Annotated in this window: 20 protein-coding genes; 8 read left to right on the top strand and 12 right to left on the bottom strand. The window is 69.5% G+C overall.

All coding sequences use genetic code 11. From position 1 onward, the window contains the following. Both FHR32_RS40650 and FHR32_RS40645 read right to left on the bottom strand, forming a co-directional pair. Positions 1-1,518, bottom strand: coding sequence for an MFS transporter (locus FHR32_RS40650; protein ID WP_184759907.1), 1,518 nt, complete (start codon positions 1,516-1,518; stop codon positions 1-3). Continuing rightward, positions 1,511-2,773, bottom strand: coding sequence for an activator-dependent family glycosyltransferase (locus FHR32_RS40645; RefSeq protein ID WP_184759906.1), 1,263 nt, complete (start codon positions 2,771-2,773; stop codon positions 1,511-1,513). The genes FHR32_RS40650 and FHR32_RS40645 overlap by 8 nt, the downstream gene beginning before the upstream one ends. Positions 2,774-2,941: 168 nt before the next feature. Between FHR32_RS40645 and FHR32_RS40640 the strand changes: the two genes are divergently transcribed. The 4 genes from FHR32_RS40640 to FHR32_RS40625 are packed head-to-tail and all read left to right on the top strand — an operon-like array spanning position 2,942 to position 6,717. After that, the gene (locus FHR32_RS40640) at positions 2,942-3,694 is read left to right on the top strand and encodes a thioesterase II family protein (protein ID WP_184759905.1); all 753 of its coding nucleotides are present in this window, start codon (positions 2,942-2,944) and stop codon (positions 3,692-3,694) included. A gap of 20 nt (positions 3,695-3,714) precedes the next feature. Beyond that, on the top strand, positions 3,715-4,320 hold the full coding sequence (locus tag FHR32_RS40635; protein WP_184759904.1) for a dTDP-4-dehydrorhamnose 3,5-epimerase family protein: 606 nt from the start codon (positions 3,715-3,717) through the stop codon (positions 4,318-4,320). A 26-nt stretch (positions 4,321-4,346) separates the two neighbouring features. Beyond that, positions 4,347-5,255, top strand: coding sequence for an NAD-dependent epimerase/dehydratase family protein (locus tag FHR32_RS40630; protein WP_221466867.1), 909 nt, complete (start codon positions 4,347-4,349; stop codon positions 5,253-5,255). 10 nt (positions 5,256-5,265) lie between these two features. Continuing rightward, positions 5,266-6,717: an NDP-hexose 2,3-dehydratase family protein gene (locus FHR32_RS40625; protein WP_184759902.1), complete on the top strand. Its 1,452-nt coding sequence runs from the start codon at positions 5,266-5,268 to the stop codon at positions 6,715-6,717. Here the strand turns inward: FHR32_RS40625 and FHR32_RS40620 are convergent. Further along, positions 6,683-7,792, bottom strand: coding sequence for a DegT/DnrJ/EryC1/StrS family aminotransferase (locus FHR32_RS40620; RefSeq protein ID WP_184759901.1), 1,110 nt, complete (start codon positions 7,790-7,792; stop codon positions 6,683-6,685). The genes FHR32_RS40625 and FHR32_RS40620 overlap by 35 nt on opposite strands. 162 nt (positions 7,793-7,954) lie before the next feature. Here FHR32_RS40620 and rfbA point away from each other — a divergent pair, with 162 nt between their 5' ends. Then, positions 7,955-8,824 (top strand): glucose-1-phosphate thymidylyltransferase RfbA, encoded by an 870-nt coding sequence (gene rfbA / locus FHR32_RS40615; RefSeq protein WP_184759900.1) that lies wholly within the window; start codon positions 7,955-7,957, stop codon positions 8,822-8,824. A 160-nt stretch (positions 8,825-8,984) separates the two neighbouring features. Here the strand turns inward: rfbA and FHR32_RS40610 are convergent, their stop codons facing one another. Continuing rightward, positions 8,985-11,504 carry an ABC transporter permease gene (locus FHR32_RS40610; protein ID WP_221466866.1) on the bottom strand — a complete coding sequence of 840 codons (2,520 nt, stop codon included), beginning with the start codon at positions 11,502-11,504 and terminating at the stop codon, positions 8,985-8,987. 47 nt (positions 11,505-11,551) lie between these two features. Next, complete coding sequence (locus FHR32_RS40605; RefSeq protein ID WP_184759898.1) at positions 11,552-12,364, bottom strand: ABC transporter ATP-binding protein; 813 nt, start codon at positions 12,362-12,364, stop codon at positions 11,552-11,554. A gap of 386 nt (positions 12,365-12,750) precedes the next feature. Here FHR32_RS40605 and rfbB point away from each other — a divergent pair, with 386 nt between their 5' ends. Then, complete coding sequence (rfbB, locus tag FHR32_RS40600) at positions 12,751-13,773, top strand: dTDP-glucose 4,6-dehydratase (RefSeq protein WP_184759897.1); 1,023 nt, start codon at positions 12,751-12,753, stop codon at positions 13,771-13,773. Between the two features lie 29 nt (positions 13,774-13,802). On the opposite strand, the gene FHR32_RS40595 is transcribed toward rfbB, so the two are convergent. From FHR32_RS40595 to FHR32_RS40570, 6 genes are read right to left on the bottom strand one after another with little or no spacing between them, the layout of a single operon-like run. After that, entirely contained in the window at positions 13,803-14,741 is a 939-nt protein-coding gene (locus FHR32_RS40595; RefSeq protein WP_184759896.1) for a nucleoside hydrolase, read from the bottom strand. A gap of 1 nt (position 14,742) precedes the next feature. Then, on the bottom strand, positions 14,743-15,492 hold the full coding sequence (locus tag FHR32_RS40590) for a glutamine amidotransferase (RefSeq protein WP_184759895.1): 750 nt from the start codon (positions 15,490-15,492) through the stop codon (positions 14,743-14,745). After that, complete coding sequence (locus FHR32_RS40585; protein ID WP_184759894.1) at positions 15,492-16,595, bottom strand: phosphotriesterase family protein; 1,104 nt, start codon at positions 16,593-16,595, stop codon at positions 15,492-15,494. The genes FHR32_RS40590 and FHR32_RS40585 overlap by 1 nt, the downstream gene beginning before the upstream one ends. Beyond that, positions 16,592-17,593, bottom strand: a complete 1,002-nt coding sequence (locus tag FHR32_RS40580) for an ABC transporter permease (protein ID WP_184759893.1) — start codon at positions 17,591-17,593, stop codon at positions 16,592-16,594. Before FHR32_RS40580 ends, FHR32_RS40585 begins: the two co-directional genes overlap by 4 nt. Then, entirely contained in the window at positions 17,590-18,381 is a 792-nt protein-coding gene (locus FHR32_RS40575; protein WP_184759892.1) for an ATP-binding cassette domain-containing protein, read from the bottom strand. Before FHR32_RS40575 ends, FHR32_RS40580 begins: the two co-directional genes overlap by 4 nt. Positions 18,382-18,398: 17 nt before the next feature. Beyond that, complete coding sequence (locus FHR32_RS40570; protein ID WP_184759891.1) at positions 18,399-19,367, bottom strand: substrate-binding domain-containing protein; 969 nt, start codon at positions 19,365-19,367, stop codon at positions 18,399-18,401. A gap of 210 nt (positions 19,368-19,577) precedes the next feature. Here FHR32_RS40570 and FHR32_RS40565 point away from each other — a divergent pair, with 210 nt between their 5' ends. Continuing rightward, positions 19,578-20,648, top strand: coding sequence for a LacI family DNA-binding transcriptional regulator (locus tag FHR32_RS40565; protein WP_184759890.1), 1,071 nt, complete (start codon positions 19,578-19,580; stop codon positions 20,646-20,648). Continuing rightward, a complete protein-coding gene (locus FHR32_RS40560; RefSeq protein WP_184759889.1) occupies positions 20,645-21,736 on the top strand; it encodes a M20 family metallopeptidase in 1,092 nt (363 codons plus the stop codon). The genes FHR32_RS40565 and FHR32_RS40560 overlap by 4 nt, the downstream gene beginning before the upstream one ends. Positions 21,737-21,888: 152 nt before the next feature. Here FHR32_RS40560 and FHR32_RS40555 read toward each other — a convergent pair whose 3' ends face one another. Beyond that, positions 21,889-22,584 (bottom strand): class I SAM-dependent methyltransferase, encoded by a 696-nt coding sequence (locus tag FHR32_RS40555; protein ID WP_184759888.1) that lies wholly within the window; start codon positions 22,582-22,584, stop codon positions 21,889-21,891. Positions 22,585-22,625 lie beyond the last annotated feature (41 nt).

Here is a 22,625-nt window from a genome sequence, read left to right as displayed (position 1 = left end):
TCAATCACCTGTCCTCACCTTGCGCAGCATGACCACGGCCAGGACGGCCGTGACGATCACGACACCCGCGGCGGTGACCGCCGACAGGTGCATCCCCTGGGTGAACGCCTCACGCGCCACCCGCAGGAGCGCGGCACCGGCGTCCTCGGGCAGTCGCCCGGCCACATCGACCGCACCGCCGAGCGTGTCCCGCGCGACGTCCACCGCCCCCGCGGGCAGGCCGGGCGGGGCGGTGCCGGTGAGCTGGGCGCGGTAGACGGCCGTGCCGACGCTGCCCAGGATCGCGATGCCGAGCGCGCCGCCGAGCTCCGTTCCGGTCTCCGACAGCCCCGAGGCCGCGCCGGCGCGCTCGGGCGGAGCCGCCGACAGGATCAGGTCGGAGGCCAGTGTCACCACCAGGCCGAGGCCGAGCGACATCACCGCGGAACCGGCGACGATCATGAGGGGACCGGAGCCCACCTCCGCCTGGGTGATCAGCAGGAATCCTCCCGCGGCGATCACCAGCCCGGCGCCGACGATGTACGCCGGCAGGATCGACTTCACGAGCACGGGCGCCGCCGAGGCCGCCACGACCATGCCCACGACCGAGACCATCGACCACAGGGCCGCGGTGAACGGCCGCATGCCGAGCACGAGCTGCAGGTACTGCGCGGCGAACAGTCCGGAGCCGACCATCGCGAAGAGGGCGAGGGTGTTGGTGGCCATCGACATGCTGAAAGCGCGGTTGCGGAACAGGCTGACGTCGATCAGCGAGCCGGGACGGCGCTGCCTGTTCCAGAACAGGACGCCCGCGATCACTCCCGCGCCGATGGCGGCGGCCGGCACCCAGTCGAAGCCGTCCTCGGCCAGCCTCTTGATCCCGTAGATCGTCGCCAGCATGGTGACGAGCGAGAGCACCGCGCTGATCAGGTCGAACCTTCCGGCCTCCGGGTTGCGGAACTCGGGCAGCAGCATCGGGCCGAGCACGAGCAGCAGCGCCATCACCGGCACGTTGATCAGGAACACCGAGCCCCACCAGTAGTGCTCCAGCAGGAATCCGCCGACGATCGGCCCGACCATGGCACCGCCGCCGAAGGCCGCCGTCCACGCGCCGATCGCGGTGGTGCGCTGCTGGGAGTCGTGGAACATGTTGCGGATCAGCGACAGGGTGGACGGCGCCAGCGTCGCCGCGGCGATCCCCATCAGGACGCGCGCCGCGATCAGCATCGCGGAACTGTCGGAGAAGGCCGCCACGAGCGAGGCTGCGCCGAAGGCTCCGGCTCCGACCAGCAGCAGGAACCTGCGGCCGATCCGGTCGCCGAGCGCGCCCATCGTGATCAACAGGCCGGCCATCAGGAATCCGTAGGAGTCCAGGATCCACAGCAGCTGCGAGCTGGTCGGTTCCAGGTCCGCGCTGAAGAACGGCGCCGCGAGGAACAGGACGGTGTTGTCCATCGAGACGATCAGGGCCGGCAGGAGGAGCACGGCGAGCCCCACCCACTCCCGCCGCCCTGCTTTCAGCGTGCTGCTCTCAGTCATTGCTACCTCGCTTCTGCACCAGGTTTTCCAGTTGCCCGACGACATCATGGGGGCTGGGGGTCGCGGCCATCTCCTGCTGCGCGCGTACGGCGCCGGCGCGGAAGGACGGTTCCTCCAGCAGCCGGTGGAGCTCGCTCTTGAGCAGGTCGGCGGAGAGGTCGCCGGGGTCGATGACCAGGCCCGCGCCCGAGGAGGCCAGCGCTCGGGCGTAGACCGGCTCGCCCCAGATGTTGCTGGGGACGATGAGCTGCGGCACGCCGTGGACCAGCGCGGTGCCCAACGTTCCCGCGCCGCCGTGGTGGATGACGGCCGAGCAGGTGGGGGCGAGCGCGTTCAGCGGCACGAAGTCGAAGAGCCGGACGTTGTCCGGGATGCTCGTGCCGGACGTCAGCTGCTCCGGACTCACGGTGGCGATCACCTCGACGTCGAGGGCGGCCACCGCGTCGAGCATCTCGGAGGTCGATATGCCGCCGTTGTGAACGCCGAAGGCCTTGCCCGTCACTCCCAGCGTCAGGCAGACACGCGGGCGCCTCGGTTGCCGCAGGAGCCAGTCCGGGATGACGGCCGCGCCGTTGTAGGGCACGTAACGCATGGGAAGACGGTCCACGCCGAGCGGGAAACGGGTCCAGGACGGCAGCGGGTCGACGGTGACCTCACCGACCACCGCCGTCTCGTCGAACTCGGCGCCGTACCTGGCGAGCTTCGCCGTCAGGTAGTCGGTCAGCGGGTCGCTCTCCGCGTCGCCGGCAAGCTCGTGAAAGAGGTTGCGCATCCGGTTCCAGTGGTCCTGGACGACCAGCATCCGGACGTGCGCCGCGCCGCTCGCCCTGGCGGCCACCGGGCCGGCGTAGGTGAGCGAGTCCCAGATCACCAGGTCGGGCCGCCAGGCGCGGGCGAACTCCACGAGATCGTCGACCATGGCCTGGTCCGTCAGGTATTCGCAGACGGTCGAGGTGTACGAGGCGAGCGCCCCGCGCACGTAGTCCGCCGTCAGTGTCTCCGGGCGCGTCTCGGCCAGATCGAACCCCAGGCCGTACGGCGAGCCTGTCCCGTCGCTCCATGTCTCGTTGCCGGACGCCTTCTCCATCTCGTCTCCCACGGAGACCGCGGTGAGACCCGTCCGGGTTATCGCGTCCGTGAGGTTCGGCTGGCTGGCGACGCACACCTCGTGCCCGGCCGACCGCAGAGCCCAGGCCAGCGGCACCAGGTTGTTCAGATGCGAGGTCGCCGCGAGGGTCGTGAAAAGAACACGCATAAAGCCTCCCAATAGCGCGGGGCAGTGACAGCCGCCGACTCCAGGCTATGAGCGCGTTGATCGCAGGAGAACCCCTGTCCGCCCGTTCAGGGGAGAAATAGGGGTTGAGTCTCCAGCCTCTCACTGGCATTTTCGGCTGTGGGCGGACATTGGAAAGGGAGCACAATTATGACAATTGTAGACGGCAAAACCAGCCTATGGGTGAGACGGTTTAATCCGACCGAGCAGGCCCGCACCCGCCTGATCTGTTTTCCGCACGCCGGCGGGTCGGCGAGTTTCTACTTCCCGCTCTCCCAGACGATGCCCGCGTCGGTGGACGTGGTGGGCATCCAATATCCGGGGCGGCAGGACCGGCGTCACGAGAGCCCCATCGACGACATCGGGGAGCTCGCCGACCGGATCGCCGGCGAACTGGAGCCGTGGACGGATCTGCCGGTCGCGCTGTTCGGTCACAGCCTGGGCGCGACCCTCGCCTTCGAGGTCGCCAGAAGGCTCGAACGCGACGGGACCGTACCGCTGGCCCTTTTCGCCTCAGGGCGGCGCGCGCCCTCGCGGCACCGGGACGAGCGGGTCCACCAGGGAGACGACGACGACCTGCTGGCCCAGCTCAAGAAGCTGAACGGCACCGACGCCCAGGTCTTCGGGGACGAGGAGGTCGTACGGATGATCATGCCCGCGCTGCGCAGCGACTACCGGGCCGCCGAGACCTACCGGTACCGCCCGGGTCTCCGGCTGAACTGCCCGATCTTCGCCCTCACCGGCGACGACGACTCGATGGCGACCGTCGAGGAGGTGTGCGCCTGGAGCGAGCACACCACCGCCCCCTTCGAACTACGGGTCTATCCCGGCGGCCACTTCTTTCTGACCACGCACGCCGCCTCGGTGCGCGACCTGATCTCCGAACAACTCGCGAAATTCTGAAAAGAACGGCGGAAAATTTCATGAAATCACGCAGTCTCGCAGTCGAGGGCGCTTTCGAGTTCACCCCCCAGGTCTTCCCCGACGAGCGGGGGATTTTTGTTTCCCCGTTCCAGGAGGCGGCCGTCGTCGAGGCGCTCGGCCACCCCCTTTTCCCGGTCGCCCAGACCAACCACAGCAATTCCAAGCGTGGCGTCCTCCGCGGAATCCATTTCACCGTCACCCCGCCCGGCACGGCGAAGTACGTCTACTGCGCGCGTGGTCAGGCGATCGACATCATCGTCGACATCAGGGTCGGGTCGCCGACGTTCGGCCAATGGGACTCCGCCCTCCTCGACCAGGAGTCGTTCCGCGCGATGTACTTCCCGCCCGGCGTCGGGCACGCCTTCATCGCGCTGGAGGACGACACGGTGATGTCCTACATGCTGTCCTCGCCCTACATCGCGGAGAACGAGCTCGCGCTCTCCGCCCTCGACCCCGCGATCGGCCTGCTCATCCCCGAGGGCCTGGACCTGATCCAGTCCGAGCGTGACACGGTGGCACCCACCCTGGCTCAGGCACAGGCCGCGGGCCTGCTGCCCGAGTACCAGAAGTGCCTGGAGATCGAAGACGCCTTCCGGCGTCTGTGACGGGCGGACGGATGCCGGAGAAAGAGTTGACTTCCTCACGTGTCGCCGTCCTGGGTGCGACCGGCTGCGTCGGAAGGCAGGTGTGCGCCGCGCTGACGCGTGACGGGCACGATGTCCTCGCGATCGCCCGCAACCACGCCCCCCATGTCTCCTCCCACCCGTTCCTTTCCATGGACGTCGCCGCGACGGCCGAGCAGAAGATCGCGGAGGTCTTCGACGCGCACGGCGTGGACGCGATCGTCAACGCGACCGGGGGGTGGGCCCGCGAAGAGGCGGAGATGGCCTACGCTCACGTCCACCTCGTCGAGCGGCTCGTGGAGGCGGCGGGCTCGATGGCCCGCCGGCCGCGCCTGGTGCACATCGGCACGATCCACGAGTACGGACCGGTCCCGGCGGGGGTGCTCATCGACGAGTCCGTCGACCCCCGGCCGGTCACACCGTACGCCCGGACGAAACTCGCGGGGTCACAGGCCGTGCTCGCCGCGGGGGACGTGGACGGCGTCGTCCTACGGGCGGTCAACGTATGCGGCCCGCACACGACCGAGGCGAGCTTCCTCGGCATGGTCGCGGCGAAGCTCCGCGACACGACGGCCGCCGAGGGGCTGGAGCTGAGCATCGCCGACGCCCAGCGTGACTACATCGACGTCAGGGACCTCGCCGACGCGGTGGTCAAGGCCATCGGGGCACCCGCCCGCGGCAGGGTCGTCAACATCGGGCGGGGCGTCGCGACCGGCATGCGCGAGCTGGTGGCGCTGCTCGTCGCCGCGGCGGGACTCCCGCCGGACGTGCTGCGGGAGCGCGACGGGCAGGTGGAGAGCAAGGGCGGCGACTGGACCCGGGCGGACATCACCCTCGCCCGGGAGCTGCTGGCCTGGCAGCCCGGGATCGGCCTGGCCGAATCGATCCAGGACATGTGGAAATCGTTGAACCGTTAAGGAGCCCTCCATGCCCGCACTTTCCCTCCAGCCGATACAGGCGAGGATCGCGGAGTCCACCCTCTCCAGAGGGACCCAGTTCGCCCAGATAGCGGACTTTCACCGGTGGCTCGCCAAGACCGCCGAGCATGCCTACATGAATGTGGACCGGATCGCGCTCGACCGGTTGATCGGCTGGAACCATGACGGCATGACCGGGAACATCGGCCATCAGAGCGGGAAGTTCTTCACCGTCGAAGGGCTGAAGGTCTCCTTCCCGGAGAGCCCCGTCGCCGACTGGACACAGCCGATCATCAACCAGCCCGAGGTGGGGATCCTGGGAATCCTCGTCAAGGAGTTCGACGGCGTCCTGCACTGCCTGATGCAGGCGAAGAACGAGCCCGGCAACCACAACGGCCTGCAGCTGTCCCCCACGGTGCAGGCCACCCGGAGCAACTACACGCGGGTGCACCAGGGCCGGCCGGTGCCCTACCTCGACTACTTCCGGGACACCTCCCGGCACGGCGTGATAGCCGACGTCCGCCAGTCGGAACAGGGTTCGTGGTTCTACCAGAAGCGCAACCGGAACATGGTCGTGGAGGTCACGGAGGACGTCGAGCTCCTTGACGGCTTCTGCTGGCTGACCCTCGGCCAGGTGCACGAGCTGCTCACCGTACCGGATCTGATGAACATGGACGCCCGGACGGTGCTGTCGTGCATGCCCTTCTCCGGCGCCGGCCTGGCTCGGACGTTCACCCCGAACGTGGGCGACGGGTTCGGCACCTCGCTGATCAGGTCCTGCGACCCTGCCGAGGGGGCGCTGCACCACACCGACGACATCCTGAGCTGGATCACCGAGATGCGCTCCCGGGTCGACGTCCACGCCGAGCGGACGCCCCTCAACGGGCTGCGCAGATGGCACCATGCAGACGGGAAGATCTCCCACGAGACCGGCAGGTTCTTCGACGTCATCGGGGTGAGCGTCGAGGCGGGAGGCCGTGAGGTCGGCGGCTGGACCCAGCCGATGATCGAGCCTGTCGGCACCGGGATCATCGCGTTCCTGGTCAAGCAGATCGACGGGGTGCTGCACGCCCTGGTGCACGCGCGTGTCGAGCCGGGCTACGCCGACGTGGTGGAGCTGGCGCCGACCGTGCAGTGCACCCCGGAGAACTACGACCACCTGCCCGCCGAGGCGCGCCCGCCCTTCCTCGACGAGGTGCTGGGGGCCTCCCCCGACCGGATCCGGTTCGACACGGTCCTGTCGGAGGAGGGGGGACGTTTCTTCAGCGCCCGCAACCGCTACCTCATCATCGAGACGGACGGGGATCCCGGGCTCGGCCGTCCCGACTTCCGGTGGGTGGCCGCGCACCAGCTCGGAGAGCTGCTGCGGCACAGCTACTACCTGAATGTGCAGGCACGCAGCCTGAGCGCGTGCCTGCACAGTCTTTCTACAACGCGGACAACACTTCTCGCACAGCGCTGATCACCTTGTCCTGAACGCCGCTGGGCAGCGACGGGTACATCGGCAGCGAGAAGATCTCACCGGCCAGCTCCTCGGTGACGGGGAGCCGGCCCTTCTCGTATCCGAGGTGGGCGAACCCGGTCATGGTGTGGACCGGCCACGGGTAGCTGATGTTCAGATGGATGTCGTATGCCTTGAGCGCCTCGATGATGTCGTCGCGCCGGGGATGCCGCACCACGTACACGTAGTACACGTGGTCGTTCCCCTCGGCCAGCGCCGGGAGGACGAGCTCGGTGTCGCCGAGGCCTTCGGCGTAACGGGCGGCCACGTCGCGCCGACCGGCGATGTACTGGTCGAGGCGGCGGAGCTTACGGCGCAGGATCTCCGCGTGCACCTCGTCGAGCCGGCTGTTGTGGCCCGGGGTCTCGACGACATAGTAGGTCTGCTCCATGCCGTAGTAGCGCAGCCTGCGGAGGTTCTGCTCGGTCACCTCGTCGGAGGTGACCGTGGCGCCTCCGTCTCCGTAGGCGCCGAGGACCTTGGTCGGGTAGAAGGAGAATCCCGCCGCCTTCCCCATGGTGCCCGCCAGCCGGCCGTGGTGGCGGGCACCATGCGCCTGGGCGCAGTCCTCGAGGATGACGAGGTCGTGCTTGGCTGCGATCGCCTCAAGGGGTGCCATGTCGACGCACTGGCCGTAGAGGTGGACCGGCAGCAGGCACCGGGTCCGGGGCGTGATGGCCGCCTCCACCTGGTCGACGTCCATGAGGTAGTTCTCGCGATGGACGTCCACGAACACCGGGGTGGCCCCCACCCCGTCGATCGCCAGCACGGTCGGCGCCGCGGTGTTCGACACGGTGATCACCTCGTCGCCGGGCTTGACGCCGATCGCCTGCAGGCCCAGCTTGATCGCGTTGGTGCCGTTGTCGACCCCGACGCAGTGCGGCAGGCCGTGATAGGCCGCGAACTCCTCCTCGAAGGCCCGCACGCTCTCGGCGAGAACGAGCCGTCCGGAGCCGAAGACCGTCTCGACGGCGTTGAGAATGTCTTCACGCTCATTCTCATATTCCCGCAGGTATTCCCAGACAAGAGTGGCCATGACTTTCCTTTCTACGGATTCCTGACCAAAGATAATCACGACGACAATGGGCTACAACCCCTAAAAAGCCTGATGGGACCCCGGATTCACACCACTCCGCTTGCGCCCGGCCGTACGCGATGTATAGCGTAATTAATATTCCTAGAATGGGGGTAGTTGTCAATGAAAGGGATCATTCTCGCAGGCGGCTCGGGAACCAGGCTCCATCCGATAACCCTTGCCGTCTCGAAACAGCTTCTTCCGGTGAGCGACAAGCCGATGATTTACTATCCGCTTTCCGTGCTCATGCTCGCCGGCATCCGGGAGGTCCTGGTCATCTCGACACCGATCGACCTCCCCCATTTCCAGCGACTTCTCGGCGACGGCTCGCACCTCGGGCTGAGCATCGACTACGCGGAACAGAGCGAGCCGGGCGGCATCGCGCAGGCGTTCACCATCGGTGCCGACCACATCGGCACGGACTCCGCGGCGCTGGTCCTCGGCGACAACATCTTTCACGGCCACGACTTCTCCCAGGTGCTCGAGGACAACGCCAGGGACGTGCAGGGCTGCGTGCTGTTCGGTTACGCGGTCCGCGATCCGGAGCGCTACGGGGTCGGCGAGGCGGACGAGCGGGGCCGCCTCATCTCGATCGAGGAGAAACCCGCCCGTCCTCGTTCCAACCGGGCGATCACCGGCCTCTACTTCTACGACAACGACGTCATCGACATCGCCAAGAACCTCCAGCCGTCGGCACGCGGCGAGCTGGAGATCACCGACGTGAACCGGGTCTACCTGGAGCGCGGGAAGGCGAAGCTGGTCGATCTCGGCCGCGGCTTCGCCTGGCTGGACACCGGGACGCCCGAGTCGCTCCTGCAGGCCGGGCAGTACGTCCAGACGCTGGAGGAGCGCCAGGGCGTGCGCATCGCCTGCCTGGAGGAGGTGGCCCTGCGCATGGGGTTCATCGACGCCGAGGCCTGCTACCGCCTGGGGGCGGAGATCCCCAAGTCCGACTACGGCCGGTACGTCATGAGCATCGCGGGTGCGGCCTGATCCACTCCCCGGCGACGCGGCGGGTGGCGCCGGCCTTCCTCAGGCCGGCGCCACCCGCCGCTCCACGTTGCGGCCCCGCGCAGCCCGGCCTTCCGGCGGCTCCCGGGAATCACGATGCCCCCGCCGGTCCGGCGGGGGCATCGTGGGCGGTCCGGTGGGGCTACTCGGCGGCGGCCGCCGCCGCGGCCGGGCGTGACCGCATCGCCGTCCAGGTGGGCAGCAGGGTCGCGAAGATCGTCAGCAGGGTCGCGAAGCCGACCACGACGAGATAGATCCACAACGGACCCGACGGGAACGGGGTGTCGTCCACCGCGACGCTGAAGGGGACCAGGGTGATCAGAGAGGCGGCCGTGCCGAGCAGGATGCCGATCACGGCGACCAGGACGCTCTCCACGGTCATCATCCGCATCACCTGTCCCCGGGTGGATCCGGTCAGCCGCTGCAGCCCGAACTCCCTGCGCCTGCGCGCGGTCGCCATCACCTGGGTGTTGACCATGGAGATCGCCGTGTAGGCCAGGATCATCCCGACGAGCAGGTAGTTCACCCAGGCCTGCGCCTGCTGACTCTCCGCGTGCGTCGCGGTCAGCGCGCCGCGGTCGGCCACCAGCACCCCGGGCTGCCCCTTGGCCAGCCTGTCCAGGGCGCCCGTCAGCCGGGCCCCGTCGATCCCCTCCGCGGCCCGGACCAGGATCTGCGAGGGCAGCCCGGCCGCGGTGTGCGCGGCCAGCAACTCGGCGGGGAGCAGGAACTTCTCGGCCCCCGTCCTGGCAGGGAACAGCGCGACCACCTTGAGCCGCGCCGTCGCGCGGTCGCCCAGGCGCACGCTGATCGTGTCACCGACGCCCACGCCCTTGCCGATCGCCCGCGCGTGTTCCTCCGCGAGGGCCACCGTGTCGCCGCGCAGGTCCGCGAAGGAGCCGGCCGAGGGCCGGAGCGTCAGGGTCCGGGCCGCCCCCTCGGCGGTGATCCCCTGAGCCGGCCAGCCCTCCTCCCGCTGCCAGTTGTCGTGGGGCTGCTCGACGTACAGCGCGCTCGTCACGTACGCGGTGGCGCCGTCCGCGCCGACCTCGGGCAGGGCGCGGACCCCATCCAGCAGGCCGGGAGCGAGACCACCGGTGACCGAGGTCAGCACGGCGTCGGCCCGCAGGCTCTCGGTGTAGGCCCGCTCGGTCGCGCTGACCTGCGTGGTCTGCATGTAGATGTTGGCCGTGGCCATCCCCGTGGCGAGCATGACCGGCAGGATGGCCGCCGACATCCGGAGCGTTCGCGCGCGCGCGTTGAGCACCGCGAGGTAACCGGCGGCTCCCGTGAACGCCAGGAGCGGCCGGCCGAGCACCTCGGTGAGCACCTTCGTGATGCCGGGGGCCAGGAGAGCCAGCCCGAGCGCCCACACCAGCACGGCCGGGCCGGCCGTGCTGGCCGTGAGCGGACCACTCATGAACAGCATCGTCACGAAGGCCAGCACCAGCCCGCCGACGAAGCAGAGCACCGCGGAGATCAGACGGACCGGCCCCAGTTTCCGGTAGGGCTGCAGGGCCGCCTCTGCGAGCGCCTCGGTCGGCCTGGTCAGCGCCGCGCGCCGGGCCGTCACCGCCCCCGCCACCAGCGCGGTGAGCAGGGACACCAGGACACCGGCCAGGACCGGGATCAGTCCCTGGCGGAACTCGACCTGCGGCGGGACCACGCCGGCTCCCACAAGCCGGTCGAACAGCCATCCCCCCAGGAAGAACCCGGGCAGGCAGCCCACCACCGTGGCGACCGCCGAGACGGCCATCGCCTCGCCGAGCACCATCCGGCGCACCTGGCCGGGGGTCGTGCCGATCGCCCGCAGCAGCGCCATCTCACGCTGGCGCTGCTGGACGGATAGCCCGAGGGTGCTCGCCACGACGAACATCGCGACCATGATGCCCATGGCTCCGAACACCGCCGCCAGGACGATCAGGCTCTCGCTGCTGGGCAGTGCCTGCGGGAACTCGGCCAGCCCGCGGTCGTCGCCGACCAGCGCCACCACGGCCTTGCCCTTCAACGCGTCCTGGATCCTTCGCTGGAGCTCCTCGGCGCCGGTTCCCCGCGCGGAGAGCACGCCGACGGCGTCCACCGCGCCCCCGCGCCCGGCGAGGCGCTCGGTGTCCGCCGGGGAGAAGAAGAGCGCGGGCTCGGCCTCTCCGGCCGGTGCGGCGACGCCGGTCACCCGGTACGGCTCGGCGGTCCCGCGGACCGACACCTCGATGTCGTCGCCGACCTTCTTGCCGTACTTCCGCGCCGAGGCGGCGTCGAGCACCACGTCGCCGGTCTCCGCCGGCGCGGTGCCCTGCCTGAGCGTGTACGGCGCCAGCTCGGCGGACGGCCAGCCGTGCCCTGCCAGCGGCTGCGCGTCACCGCGCACGACCAGCGGGAACGACACGTCCGGGACCGCCTTCGCCACCCCGGGGACCGCCGCGATCGCCTTGACCGTGTCGGCGTCGAGCCGGACCCGCTCGGGCAGGGTCCCCCACTGGACGTCCTCCTCCGCGTCGCCGGGGTCGGCCTTGGGGAGGGTGTAGAGCTGATCGCCGGTGACCACGGTCGCCGCGGCGGCCAGGCGCTGCGGCGGCACGTCGAGTCGGATGCCGGTCTCCATCAGCCCCCCGCAGGCCGTGATGATCGCGGCCCCGAGGAAGACCGCCACGAAGCTGGCCACAAAGGCGCTCCGTCGGAATCGGAGGGTGCTCAGGGCCAGGCTCCACATCAGTATCCACCTCCGGACCGGGAAGGAGCCTGCCGCTGGGGTCGCTCGTCCCAGGCCCCGAGATGGGTGAGCCGCTCGGCCACCGCCTCGGCCGTCGGCTGCTGGAGTTCGCCCACCAGCCGGCCGTCGGCCAGGAAGACGACGCGGTCGGCGTAGGAGGCCGCGACCGGGTCGTGGGTGACCATCACCACGGTCTGCCCGGCCTGCTCCACCGACTCCCGCAGCAGGGTGAGCACCTCCAGCGCCGTCCGGGTGTCCAGGGCGCCGGTCGGTTCGTCGGCGAAGATCACCGCGGGCTGCGTCACCAGCGCCCGCGCGATCGCCACCCGCTGCTGCTGCCCGCCGGACAGCTCGTTCGGCCGATGACCGGTGCGATCGCTGAGACCGACCCGCGCGATCACCTCGGCGACGAGCGCGTGATCCGGCTCCCTGCCGGCAAGTTTCATCGGCAACGTGACGTTCTGCACCACGGTCAGGGCGGGGAGCAGGTTGAACGACTGAAAGACGAAGCCGATCCGCTCACGCCGCAACCTGGTGAGCGCCACCTCGCCCAGCCCCGTGATCTCCTCGCCGTCGAAGACGATCGAGCCCGACGTCGGCCGGTCGAGACCAGCCGTACAGTGCAGAAATGTGCTTTTACCCGAGCCGGAAGGGCCCATGACGGCGTTAAGAGTCCCACTCTGGAAGCCAATAGTCACTCCGGCGAGCGCCTCGACGCCGCCGCTGCCGCTGCCATAGGTCTTTCGCACCGAGTCCAGCCGGATTACATCACCGGATCGATCGACCCCACGTTGATTCCGCTGTCGATTCATAGCCAGCAGCATGTGGGAGAAGAACACCCCGGGTCAAGAAAAATAGGGGTGACGCGGAAGTTTTAAGGGGGTCCCTTCCCCTTGAATTCCGGGCGTCGATGCGGGCATGCGTCTCGGGGGACGGACACCGCAGATAAGGGCCTATAAGGGTAGGAACGAGTTATGGCAACCTCATATCGTCATGCACATCGACACAGAGAACGAAACCTTGGAACCTTGAAATCTTGCGGAGAGGTGAAGCCCTTGGAGCCCGGGTAGCTCTGGAACCGACTTGACTCCTCTTTGTGAAGCTTTGGACCCCGATCCTGCGGAGCCGCCGCGTGAACCGTCGCACGGCGGCTCCGGTCATTTGCACGCAGCCATAACGGGAAGGCGAAAACCGGGAAATGAAGATACTTGTGACCGGCGGGGCCGGGTTCATCGGCTCCCACTACGTCCGGACCCTGGTCGAAAGAGGCGGTCCGGCCGTCACGGTTCTCGACAAGCTCACCTACGCCGGCAACCTCGCCAATCTCGATCCGGTGCGAGGCGGCTTCACCTTCGTCCACGGCGACATCTGCGACGCCGACCTGGTCGGCAGGCTCGTCGCCGAACACGACGAGGTGGTCCACTTCGCCGCCGAGTCCCACGTCGACCGGTCCATCACGAGTGCCGCCGAGTTCGTCCGGACCAACGTGGCCGGCACCCAGACCCTGCTGGACGCGGCGGTCCGCAGCGGGCTGGGAACCTTCGTGCACATCTCCACCGACGAGGTCTACGGTTCCATCGCCGAGGGCTCCTGGCCGGAGAGCGACCCGCTCCAGCCCAACTCCCCCTACTCGGCGTCGAAAGCCGCCTCCGACCTGCTCGCGCTGGCCTACCACCGCACCCACGGCCTGGATGTGCGGGTGACGCGCTGCTCGAACAACTACGGGCACCACCACTTCCCCGAGAAGGTCATCCCGCTGTTCATCACCAACCTGCTCGACGGGTGCAAGGTCCCTCTCTACGGGGACGGGCTCAACGTCCGCGACTGGCTCCACATCGACGACCACGTGCAGGGCGTCGAGCTGGTGCGCCAGGCGGGCCGTCCCGGCGGGGTCTACAACATCGGGGGCGGCACCGAACTCAGCAACAGGGAGCTGACCGCGCTGCTGCTGGCCGCCTGTGACGCGGGCTGGGACATGGTCGACCACGTCGAGGACCGCAAGGGTCACGACCGGCGCTACTCGGTGGACTGCACCAAGATCCGCACTGAGCTCGGCTACGCCCCCCGCAGGGACTTCGAGACCGGCCTGGCCGAGACCGTCGTCTGGTACCGGGAGAACCGGTCCTGGTGGGAACCGCTCAGGCAGCGGGGAAGCGGCCGTCAGGGCCGCCGCGGGCCCTCCCCTTCCGCATGGTGGTCGGAGAGCCCGCGACGGCCCTGACGAGGAGGGACGCCGCTCGGGCGGGTGGCTCAGCGGCGGCCGAGGGTGTCGATCGCCCCGATCATGAGGTCCCAGAACCGGTCCCGGTCGAGCACGGTCCCGACGTTCGCGTTGGGCTCCCAGTCCATCCGGCCGTGCAGGTCGGCGACGGTGGCGCCCCGGGTGTACGGGCCGTCCACCTCGATCCGCAGGCCCACCCGGACGTGCGTGAGGACCGCGGGGTCGATCAGGTAGGCGACGGTGATCGGGTCGTGCAGCGGGGGTGCCTCGAATCCCCAGGTCTGCTGGTAGCTGGACCCGAAGAAGGTGAGCAGCTCAACGCAGACTCGGGCCAGCGGGGTGCCGAGCGCGGCGATGCGGTCGAGCACGTCGGCGGTGACGAGTGCCTGGTGGCTGACGTTGAGCCCCACCCAGGTGGTCGGAATGCCGCTGCCGAGCACCTCCGCCGCGGCCTCCGGGTCGGCGTGGATGTTGAACTCGGCGTAGGGCGTGTGGTTGCCGCGCTCGGTGGAGCCCCCCATGATCACGATCTCGCGGATCCGGTCGCGGTCGTCCGGGTGACGTCGCAGCAGCGTGGCGACGTTGGTCAGCGGGCCGATGGCCACGATCGTCACGGGCTCAGCGGCGTCGGCGAGCGTGTCGTGGATGAGCTCGACACCGTGGCGCGGGTCGAGGGGCACGTCCGGCTCGCCGAAGACCGGGCCGTCCAGCCCGCTCTCCCCGTGCACGTAGTCGCCGATCTCCAGAGGGCCGGCGAGCGGGTGGTCGCAGCCGGCCGCGACCGGCACCCCGCGCACCCCCGCCAGGCTGAGCATCCGCCGCGCGTTGAGGGCGGTCTTCGCCACGGTCTGGTTGCCCGCGACGGTGGCGACGGCCAGCAGGTCGATCGCCGGGTCGGCCACCGCCAGCAGGATCGCCAGGGCGTCGTCATGCCCCGGATCACAGTCGAGAATCATCGGGATCGGCATGTCAGATCTCCTTCGCCAGCCAGCGGACGGCCCGGGTGAAGAGCGTACGGTAGCCGTCCCAGGCGACGAACTCCTCGGGGCACCAGTGCGGGGCGATGTCCGAGGCCCAGGCGAGGGTACGGCCGGCCCCCGCCTGCCGTACGGCGAGCAGCGGGTCGGAGCCGACGGTGGCGAGCAGCCGGGCGTCCTCGGGGAGCTCGAAGCGGTTGTAGCCGAGCAGGTCGGGCCAGTCGGAGGACAGCCCGTCCACGATGGGGTGGGCCGGATCGGCGACGACGCCCGGGACGCCCTGTGGGACCTCCACCCGGTCGTCGTAAGGGGAGATCCGGGCGGGCAGGACGCGTTCCACGGCGGTGCCGCGGAAGGCCGCCTTCGCCTCGATGCCCTGGAAGCTGAGGTAACCGCCGGCCATCGCCAGGCCGCCGCCCTGCTCCACCCAGCTCGCCAGCAGTTCGATCCGGTTGACCGACTTCTTGCTGTGCAGCCAGGTGTCGGGGTGCAACAGGATGCTGTTGGCGCCGATGTCGGAGAGCACGACGACGTCATAGGCCGCCAGCTCCTCGGGGGTCCCGGGGAACAGCCGGGGCACGTCGTGCGCCGGGAGGTGGTCGACCTCGATGCCGTCGGCCACCAGTACGTCGCGCAGCGGCTCGAAACCGGTGTGGTAGGTCGTCGTGGTGAACGAGTCGAAGCCCTTGTAGTGGGTCGACTCGCTCACCCACGTCTCGCCGGCGACCAGCACGCGGGTCATCAGTGTCTCCTTTGGTGGGTGTTCACGGTGGATATCCGCTGGGCGGCGGTGAAAAGCTCGCGCGGGTTGGCGACGAGCAGCCGGTCGGTGTCCTCGGGGGTCAGCCCGTGGCGGCGCAGGCGCGGCACGAAGTCCGTGAGGATGTGCGCGTAGCCGGTGCCGCCGTACCGGACCAGCATGGTCTTGAGGAACACGTCCTGGGAGAGCAGCAGCCGGTCCCCCAGGCCGGCACGGACCAGCCAGGCGACGGCGGCGGCGTTCTCCTCGTCACACGGCGACTGGCCCTCTCCGGGGTAGAGGTAGTCCATGCCGCACATGTCGTATCCGAGGTAGGCCCCCCGGACGGCGAGCGAGACCTGGTAGTCGCGCTCGCGCTGGCTGGGGTTCATGTGCGAGAGCACCGTGGCCGCGAGGAGGCCGCCCTCCTCGGCGACGACGTCGAGCACCCGGTGGCCGTGCCGTACCCAGCCTGGCAGGTGCACCGAGAGCGGCACGCCGGTGCGGGCCTGAGCCCGGGCGGCACCGCGGAGCACCTTCTCCTCGGCCGGGGTGAAGTCCGGGGAGATCCCGATCTCGCCGATCACCCCGGCCCGCACTCCCCCGGCGCCCTCGGCCAGATCACGTTCGATCTCGGCGGCGACGTCGTCGGCGCTCATGCCGCGGACCCGCGCCGGATGGGTGCGCTCCAGATAGAAGCCGCAGCCCATCACGATGTTCAGGCCGGTGGCACGGGCGATCCGGGCCAGCTCGGCCGGGGCGCGGCCGATGCCCTCCGGGGTCACCTCCAGCAGGGTGCGGCCGCCCCGGGCCGCGAATCGGGCCGCCTCCTCGATCGCCACACCGGTGTCGTCGAGGGAGACGTTGTCACGGGAGAGGTAGGGGTCCAGCCGCAGCCGGCCGAGGAACTCCATCCGCACGGGCGAGTCGGCGATGAGCTCGCCCTCCGCGTCGCCGTCGACGGCGGGATGCCAGGCGCTGGCGCCGTCGTTGCGCAGGTGCTCGTGGCAGAGCGTGATCCCGAGCTCGGCGACGGGCACCTCACCGAGCACCGTGGTCGCGGTCACCCGCTCGCCTGCCTGGACCGCGGCGGTCGAGCCGGTCATTTCCGTACCGCGCCGAACTTCGCCCACACCTTGTTGTTGGCGAAGATGGCCAGCAGGAGGATGGCGCCCTGCACGATCTGCACGTAGAACGGCGAGACGTGCAGCAGCACCAGGCCGTTGGCGATGACCCCGAGGGTGAGGGCCCCGAAGATGGTGCCGAGCATGCTGCCCCGGCCGCCGAACAGGCTGGTGCCGCCGAGAACGACGGCCGTGATGACCTCCAGCTCGAAACCGCTGCCCGCGTTCGAGGACCCGGAACTGAGCCGGGTGGCGATCAGCACTCCCGCCAGGGCGGCGGCCACGCCGGTGAGCACGTACACGGTGAGCCCGATCCTGCGGGTGTTCACTCCGGTACGGCGCAGCGACTCGCCGTTCGAACCGAGACCGATCACGTAGCGGCCGAACGGCGTGCGCGTCAGGGTCAGCCAGCCGGCCAGCGCGATCACCACGGCGAGGATGGCCGGCACCGGCACTCCGGCGATCCGGCCCTGACCGAGCTGGACGATCCACAGGTCGGCGTTTATCGGGGTGGAGTAGCCCTCGGTCGCGCGCAGGGCGGTGCCCCGCATGATCGACAACATGGCCAGGGTGACGATGAACGGCGGGATGTTCTGGTAGGCGGAGAACCACCCGTTGACGAACCCGACCGCCGCGCCGAGCACGAGGATCGCGATGAGGGCGAGGGTGGGGTCCCAGCCCTGCTGAAGCGTGATCGCCAGCAACGAGCCGGACAGCGCTACCGTCGAGCCGACCGACAGGTCGATGCCGGCGGTGCTGATCACGAAGGTCATCGCAACCGCGACGATCAGGGTCGGGGAGATCTGCCGGATCAGGTTGAGCACGTTGCCGACGGTGGCGAAGCGGTCGGCGGAGAACGAGAAGAAGATCAGCAGCACGACCAGCACGACCCCGATGGCGATGGTCTGGGCATGCCTGCCGATGTGCGCGCTGGCTCGGGCCGACCGGGTGGTCACCACCCGCTGGCTGGTGACGGTCATGACCGCACCTCCTCGGTCTCGTCGTGGGCCTCGGCCTGGTCATGGGCGACGATCTCCGAAACGAGCCGCTCCAGGCTGGTGGTGCGGGCGTCGAGGTCGGCACGGAGCGTCCCCTCGTACATCACGCAGAGCCGGTCGCAGACCCGGAACAGGTCCTGCAGGCGGTGGGTGATCAGGATCACCGAGACCCCCTGTGCCGAGACCGTCTTGATCAACTCCAGGACGGTCTCGACCTCGGCGACGGCGAGTGCGGCCGTGGGCTCGTCGAGGATGAGGAGCTTGGGCCCGAAGGTGACGGCGCGGGCGATGGCGACCGCCTGCCGCTGGCCGCCGGAGAGCCCTCCCACCGGGATGTCGGTGAGCGGGATCCGGATGTTGAGCGCGTCGAGGTGCCGGCGCGCATCCCTGTGCATCTGCTTGATGTCGAGCAGCAGTCCGCCGGCCTGACGTGGTTCGCGGCCGAGGAACAGGTTGCCCGCCACGTCGATGTCGTCGCAGAGCGCGAGATCCTGGTAGACCATCTCGATCCCCAGCTGACGGGCGTCTCGCGGGCCGGCGAAGGACACCGGGCGGCCGTCGAAAACGATCTCTCCCGAGTCCGGTACGACGGTGCCCGCCAGGACCTTCATCAGGGTGGACTTACCGGCCGCGTTGTCGCCGACCAGTCCCACCACCTCGCCCGCGCCGACCCGCAGGTTCACCCCGCGCAGCGCGTCGACCATTCCATATCGTTTGCGGATGTCGCGCATGACCACGCGGTCCGCGCCGGTCGCCTCGTTGTCGGTCATGTGGGGCTCCCCACCGCTCACTTGAAGGTGGAGCGGTACTTGTCGACGTTTTCCTTGGTCACGATCGTCACGGGCACATCGATGGTCTTCTTGGCCTGCGCGCCGCCGATCAGTGCCTTGACCTCCTTGACCGCCTCGTAGCCCTCGGTCCGGGGGTCCTGCTGCACGACCCCCGCGACGGAGCCGTCGTCGATCCCGCCGATCGCCTCCTTGGTGAGGTCCCAGCCGAAGATCTTGACCCGGTCGCCCGCGTTCTGCGACTTCACCGCGGCCACCGTGCCGAGCAGCGCGGGCTCCCCGGTGGCGTAGACGGCGGTGAGGTCCGAGCGCGAGGTCAGCAGGTTCTCGGCGGCGGTCAGGGCGGCCTCCTGCTTGTTCTGCCCGTCCACGGTCTGCACGATCTTGGCGCCGGCCGCCTCGACGGTCGAGTTGAAGCCGTCCTTGCGCAGGTTCTGGATGTAGGAGTTGAGTGCGCCGACCACGCCGATGTTCGGTGCGGCCACATTCTGCTTCTTGGCCCAGTCGTTGACGAACGTGCCCATCTGCTTGGCCGCGGCGGCGTTGTCCACGCCCACCTGGGTGTCGACCGCCGGGGAGTCGACGATCGCGTCGACGGCCACGACCTTGAGCCCCGCGTCCTTGGCGATCTTGACGGCGGGTTTGATGCCCTCGACGTCGATGGCCACCACGACGATGCCGTCGAACTGCTGCTGGACGAAGTTGTCGATGGCCTCGTTCTGCTTCAGGGCATCGTCGTTGGCGTTGAAGATCGTGAGATCGACGCCCGCCTCCTCCGCGGCCTGCTGGGCACCGGCGTTCATCTCGTTGAAGAAGATCGCCTGCTGATTGATCTGCACCAGGCCGATGCGCGGTTTTTCACCGCCGCCTGAGGCGGAACCGTCCGTGCCGCACGCTGCGCCCAGCAGGCCGGTGGCGAGGAGTGCCGAGACGGCGGCCAGGCGGGTGAGTCGGGTCGATCGTGCCATCGGATCAGCCTTTCGGGGACACTGATGCAGAGAAGTTCGGTAATCGATTACCAATTTCCGGGGATGTTAACCACCAGGACAAACTCCCGTCAAGGGTGACTTAGCCCCACCGACGCTCTATCGTTCTAGGGACCCGCACGTGGTCCGGCCCTGTGAGGCGGGAAACCGGCTGGTTGTCCTCAGCCCTACTAGGGAAATCGATTACACGACATGGGTGTGACAATCCACGACGTCGCCAGAGCGGCCGGCGTCTCCGTGGCCTCGGCCTCGCGTGCCCTGTCCGGCCGTCGCAAGGTCACCCCCGAGGTGGCCGAGCGGGTGACACGGGCGGCCGCCGAGCTGGGATACCAGCCGAACGCCGTCGCCAAGGCGCTGCGCGACCGGACCACCGGGACGGTCGGCATGGTCGTCCCCGGCATCGGCAACCCGTTCTTCACCACGATGGTCGAGGCGGTGGAGCATCAACTCCAGAAGTCCGGGCGCGACCTGCTGCTGTGCGCCTCGCAGTACACACCCGAGATCGAGGCCAGGCGGTTGAACACGCTGCTGGCGCGGCGTGTGGACGGTCTGATCATCAGCCCGTGCGACTTCGAGGCCAGCGCGCCGGCCGTCCTGAACGCCGCCCGGCAGGTGCCGCTGGTACAGGTGGACCGATACATCGAGGGCGGCGGAGCCGACTGGGTGGGCGTGGACGACGACTCGGCGCTGGCCCAGGCGGTCGACCACGTGGTCGCCGGAGGGGCGCGTTCGGTCGTCTTCGTCAGCAGCCGCCTGATGAACTCCTCCGCGAGGTTGCGGCTGGCCGGCTTCCAGCTCGCCACCGCCCGTGCCGGCGTGGACTCCGGGGCACCGCTGCTCGGGGAGTTCACCCTTGACTGGGGATTCGAGGCCGGTCGCCGGCTGCTCGCTGACGGCACCCTGCCCGATGCGGTGATCTGCGGGAACGACGAGATCGCGGTCGGCCTGCTGCGGGCGCTGCGGCTCGGCGGCGTACGGGTTCCCGAGGAGGTGTCGGTGGTGGGGTTCGACGATGTCGGCCACGCCACGATGTGCGACCCGCCGCTCACCACCGTGCGCCAGCCCGTGGAGGAGATGGCGGCCGAGGTGGTGCGCCTGCTGGGCCAGGTGCGGGTGAGCGATCCGCGACCCGCGCAGCGCCTGGCGATCGCCCCCCGGCTCGTCGTACGGGAGACCAGCCGGCCCGTGACCTCGGGCGCGGACACGATCGCAGCCGCGGGGATCGTGGCCGGGAACGGCCAGGAAGAGGAGGAAGTGGCATGACCGACGTCGTGGAGCTGACCCGCGAGCTGATCAGGATCGACTCGGTGGGCGGCGGCGAGGCCGCGGTCGCCGAGCCGCTCGCACGCAGGCTGGAGGCCGCCGGTTTCGAGGTGCGGGCACACGCCTACGCGCCCGGCCGTACCGGAGTGGTGGCCCGGTGGGGAACGGGCGTACCCGTCACCCTCACCGGTCACCTCGACACGGTCCCGCTGGGCGGTCAGGACTGGACGTACGGGCCACACGCCGCGGAGGTGGACGGCGACCGGCTTTACGGGCGGGGGTCGAGCGACATGAAGGCCGGGGTCGCCGCGCTGGTCGTCGCCGCCGAGCGGCACGCGCGCGGGCCCGCTCACCGGACGGCGCTGGAGATCGTTCTCACCGTGGGGGAAGAGACCGGCTGCGAAGGCGCGATCGACATGATCGCCCAGGGGCTGGTCGGCCGGTCCCGGGGGCTGCTGGTGGCCGAGCCGACCGCGAACCGCGCCCTGCTCGGGCACAAGGGCGCGCTCTGGCTCAAGGTGATCGCCCAGGGCCGGACCGCCCACGGCTCGATGCCCCATCTGGGCGACAACGCCGTCTACAAGCTGGCGCGCGCCGTCGGCGCCGTCGAACACTTCGACTTCGGCCTTCCCGCGCACCCCTGGCTCGGCGCGCCGTCCGTGAACGTGGGTACGGTGCACGGCGGGATCAATGTGAACTCCGTCCCCGACCTCGCCGAGGCGACCGTCGACATGCGTACGGTCACCGGCCAGGACCACGCCGAGCTGCGCGAGCGGCTGCGGAAGGAACTGGGCGGGGAGACGTCGCTGGAGGTGCTGACCGACCTTCCCGCGGTGTGGACCGACCCGGACGATCCCTTCGTGCGGGCCCTGCTCGCTGCGGGGGCCAGTCCCCCGGGTGACCACCCGGCCGCCAGTTACTTCACCGACGCCTCGGTGCTGACCACCGCCTGCGGCGCACCCCCCATCGTGATCTGCGGCCCCGGAGAGCCCGAGCAGGCGCATGTCACCGACGAGTACTGCGAGATCCCGCGGATCGAGAAGGCCGTGGAGATCTACGCCGGCGCCCTGGCCCTGCTCGCCCCCTGAAGGGCTACCGCCGGATCGGCATCCATCACCCGCGCCCCGGGAGAAGCCTGGCCGTCTGGGACCGGTGTGTCCTGGCCCAGACGATCGTGCGGTCTGAGCCGTCTGGATTTGACGGCCTGTGGGCGGAGACGTCGCTGGTCGCCTTCACGTGGTCAAGGGCGCACAAGCCTGACGGCGAGGAAGGACGGCGTCCGGTGCAGCTTGTCGTGAGCGGCCTCGTCGATTTCTCTCAGGCCTGGGACCGGGCGCGGCTCGAGGAGTCGCTCCAGGCCGAACCCAGCGGCCAGCAGCTCGCCCAGGAACGTTTCCAATGGCATGCGCTGGAAGCGGATCGAGAACGGGCCGCCCCCGAGAGAAAGGTCGACCCAGTCGTCGGCGTAATACGAGCCGCCGAAGTGGCGCCAGTCGGCTGCCGGATGAGTCGTTGAGACCAGGAGCCATCCCCCAGGCCGCAGCACACGGCGCAGCTCGCCCAGCAGCTGCGTGCGACGGGTGAGGTGGTGGAACACCAGCGCGCACACGGCCCCGTCGAACGACGCGTCGGCGGCGAAGTCCAGCGGCTTCTCCAGATCGTGCAGATGGAGCTCGGCCCGCTCGCCCACCCGTGCCCGCGCGTGATCCAGCAGCGTGCTGCTGCCGTCGACACCGACCACCTCGGCACCGCGCGCCAGCAGCTCGGCCGCGTAATGCCCGGCACCGCAGCCGACATCGAGGACCCTCGCCCCGGCGACGTCACCGGCGAGTCCCAGCATCGCGGGCCGATCGGTGTAGGCGTTGTACGGGCTGGTGCCGGCGTGCTCGGCGAAGTAGTCTCCGAGCGCGTCGTGATAAGCAGTTTTCGGGGGCATCGGTCCATCATGGCGGTGGCTGTGATCCGCCGCGAACGGAT

The organism is Streptosporangium album, assembly GCF_014203795.1.
Taxonomy (GTDB): domain Bacteria; phylum Actinomycetota; class Actinomycetes; order Streptosporangiales; family Streptosporangiaceae; genus Streptosporangium; species Streptosporangium album.
The sequence above is the reverse complement of the archived record's forward strand: the minus strand, read 5'-3'. Positions and strand labels throughout refer to the sequence as shown.

What these genes read in the sequence shown, in the direction of transcription:
- FHR32_RS40650 (WP_184759907.1), bottom strand. Translation starts at nt 1,518, where the DNA reads ATGACTGAGAGCAGCACGCTGAAAGCAGGGCGGCGGGAGTGGGTGGGG.
- FHR32_RS40645 (WP_184759906.1), bottom strand. Translation starts at nt 2,773, where the DNA reads ATGCGTGTTCTTTTCACGACCCTCGCGGCGACCTCGCATCTGAACAAC.
- FHR32_RS40640 (WP_184759905.1), top strand. Translation starts at nt 2,942, where the DNA reads ATGACAATTGTAGACGGCAAAACCAGCCTATGGGTGAGACGGTTTAAT.
- FHR32_RS40635 (WP_184759904.1), top strand. Translation starts at nt 3,715, where the DNA reads ATGAAATCACGCAGTCTCGCAGTCGAGGGCGCTTTCGAGTTCACCCCC.
- FHR32_RS40625 (WP_184759902.1), top strand. Translation starts at nt 5,266, where the DNA reads ATGCCCGCACTTTCCCTCCAGCCGATACAGGCGAGGATCGCGGAGTCC.
- FHR32_RS40620 (WP_184759901.1), bottom strand. Translation starts at nt 7,792, where the DNA reads ATGGCCACTCTTGTCTGGGAATACCTGCGGGAATATGAGAATGAGCGT.
- rfbA (WP_184759900.1), top strand. Translation starts at nt 7,955, where the DNA reads ATGAAAGGGATCATTCTCGCAGGCGGCTCGGGAACCAGGCTCCATCCG.
- FHR32_RS40605 (WP_184759898.1), bottom strand. Translation starts at nt 12,364, where the DNA reads ATGAATCGACAGCGGAATCAACGTGGGGTCGATCGATCCGGTGATGTA.
- rfbB (WP_184759897.1), top strand. Translation starts at nt 12,751, where the DNA reads ATGAAGATACTTGTGACCGGCGGGGCCGGGTTCATCGGCTCCCACTAC.
- FHR32_RS40595 (WP_184759896.1), bottom strand. Translation starts at nt 14,741, where the DNA reads ATGCCGATCCCGATGATTCTCGACTGTGATCCGGGGCATGACGACGCC.
- FHR32_RS40590 (WP_184759895.1), bottom strand. Translation starts at nt 15,492, where the DNA reads ATGACCCGCGTGCTGGTCGCCGGCGAGACGTGGGTGAGCGAGTCGACC.
- FHR32_RS40585 (WP_184759894.1), bottom strand. Translation starts at nt 16,595, where the DNA reads ATGACCGGCTCGACCGCCGCGGTCCAGGCAGGCGAGCGGGTGACCGCG.
- FHR32_RS40580 (WP_184759893.1), bottom strand. Translation starts at nt 17,593, where the DNA reads ATGACCGTCACCAGCCAGCGGGTGGTGACCACCCGGTCGGCCCGAGCC.
- FHR32_RS40575 (WP_184759892.1), bottom strand. Translation starts at nt 18,381, where the DNA reads ATGACCGACAACGAGGCGACCGGCGCGGACCGCGTGGTCATGCGCGAC.
- FHR32_RS40570 (WP_184759891.1), bottom strand. Translation starts at nt 19,367, where the DNA reads ATGGCACGATCGACCCGACTCACCCGCCTGGCCGCCGTCTCGGCACTC.
- FHR32_RS40565 (WP_184759890.1), top strand. Translation starts at nt 19,578, where the DNA reads ATGGGTGTGACAATCCACGACGTCGCCAGAGCGGCCGGCGTCTCCGTG.
- FHR32_RS40560 (WP_184759889.1), top strand. Translation starts at nt 20,645, where the DNA reads ATGACCGACGTCGTGGAGCTGACCCGCGAGCTGATCAGGATCGACTCG.
- FHR32_RS40555 (WP_184759888.1), bottom strand. Translation starts at nt 22,584, where the DNA reads ATGCCCCCGAAAACTGCTTATCACGACGCGCTCGGAGACTACTTCGCC.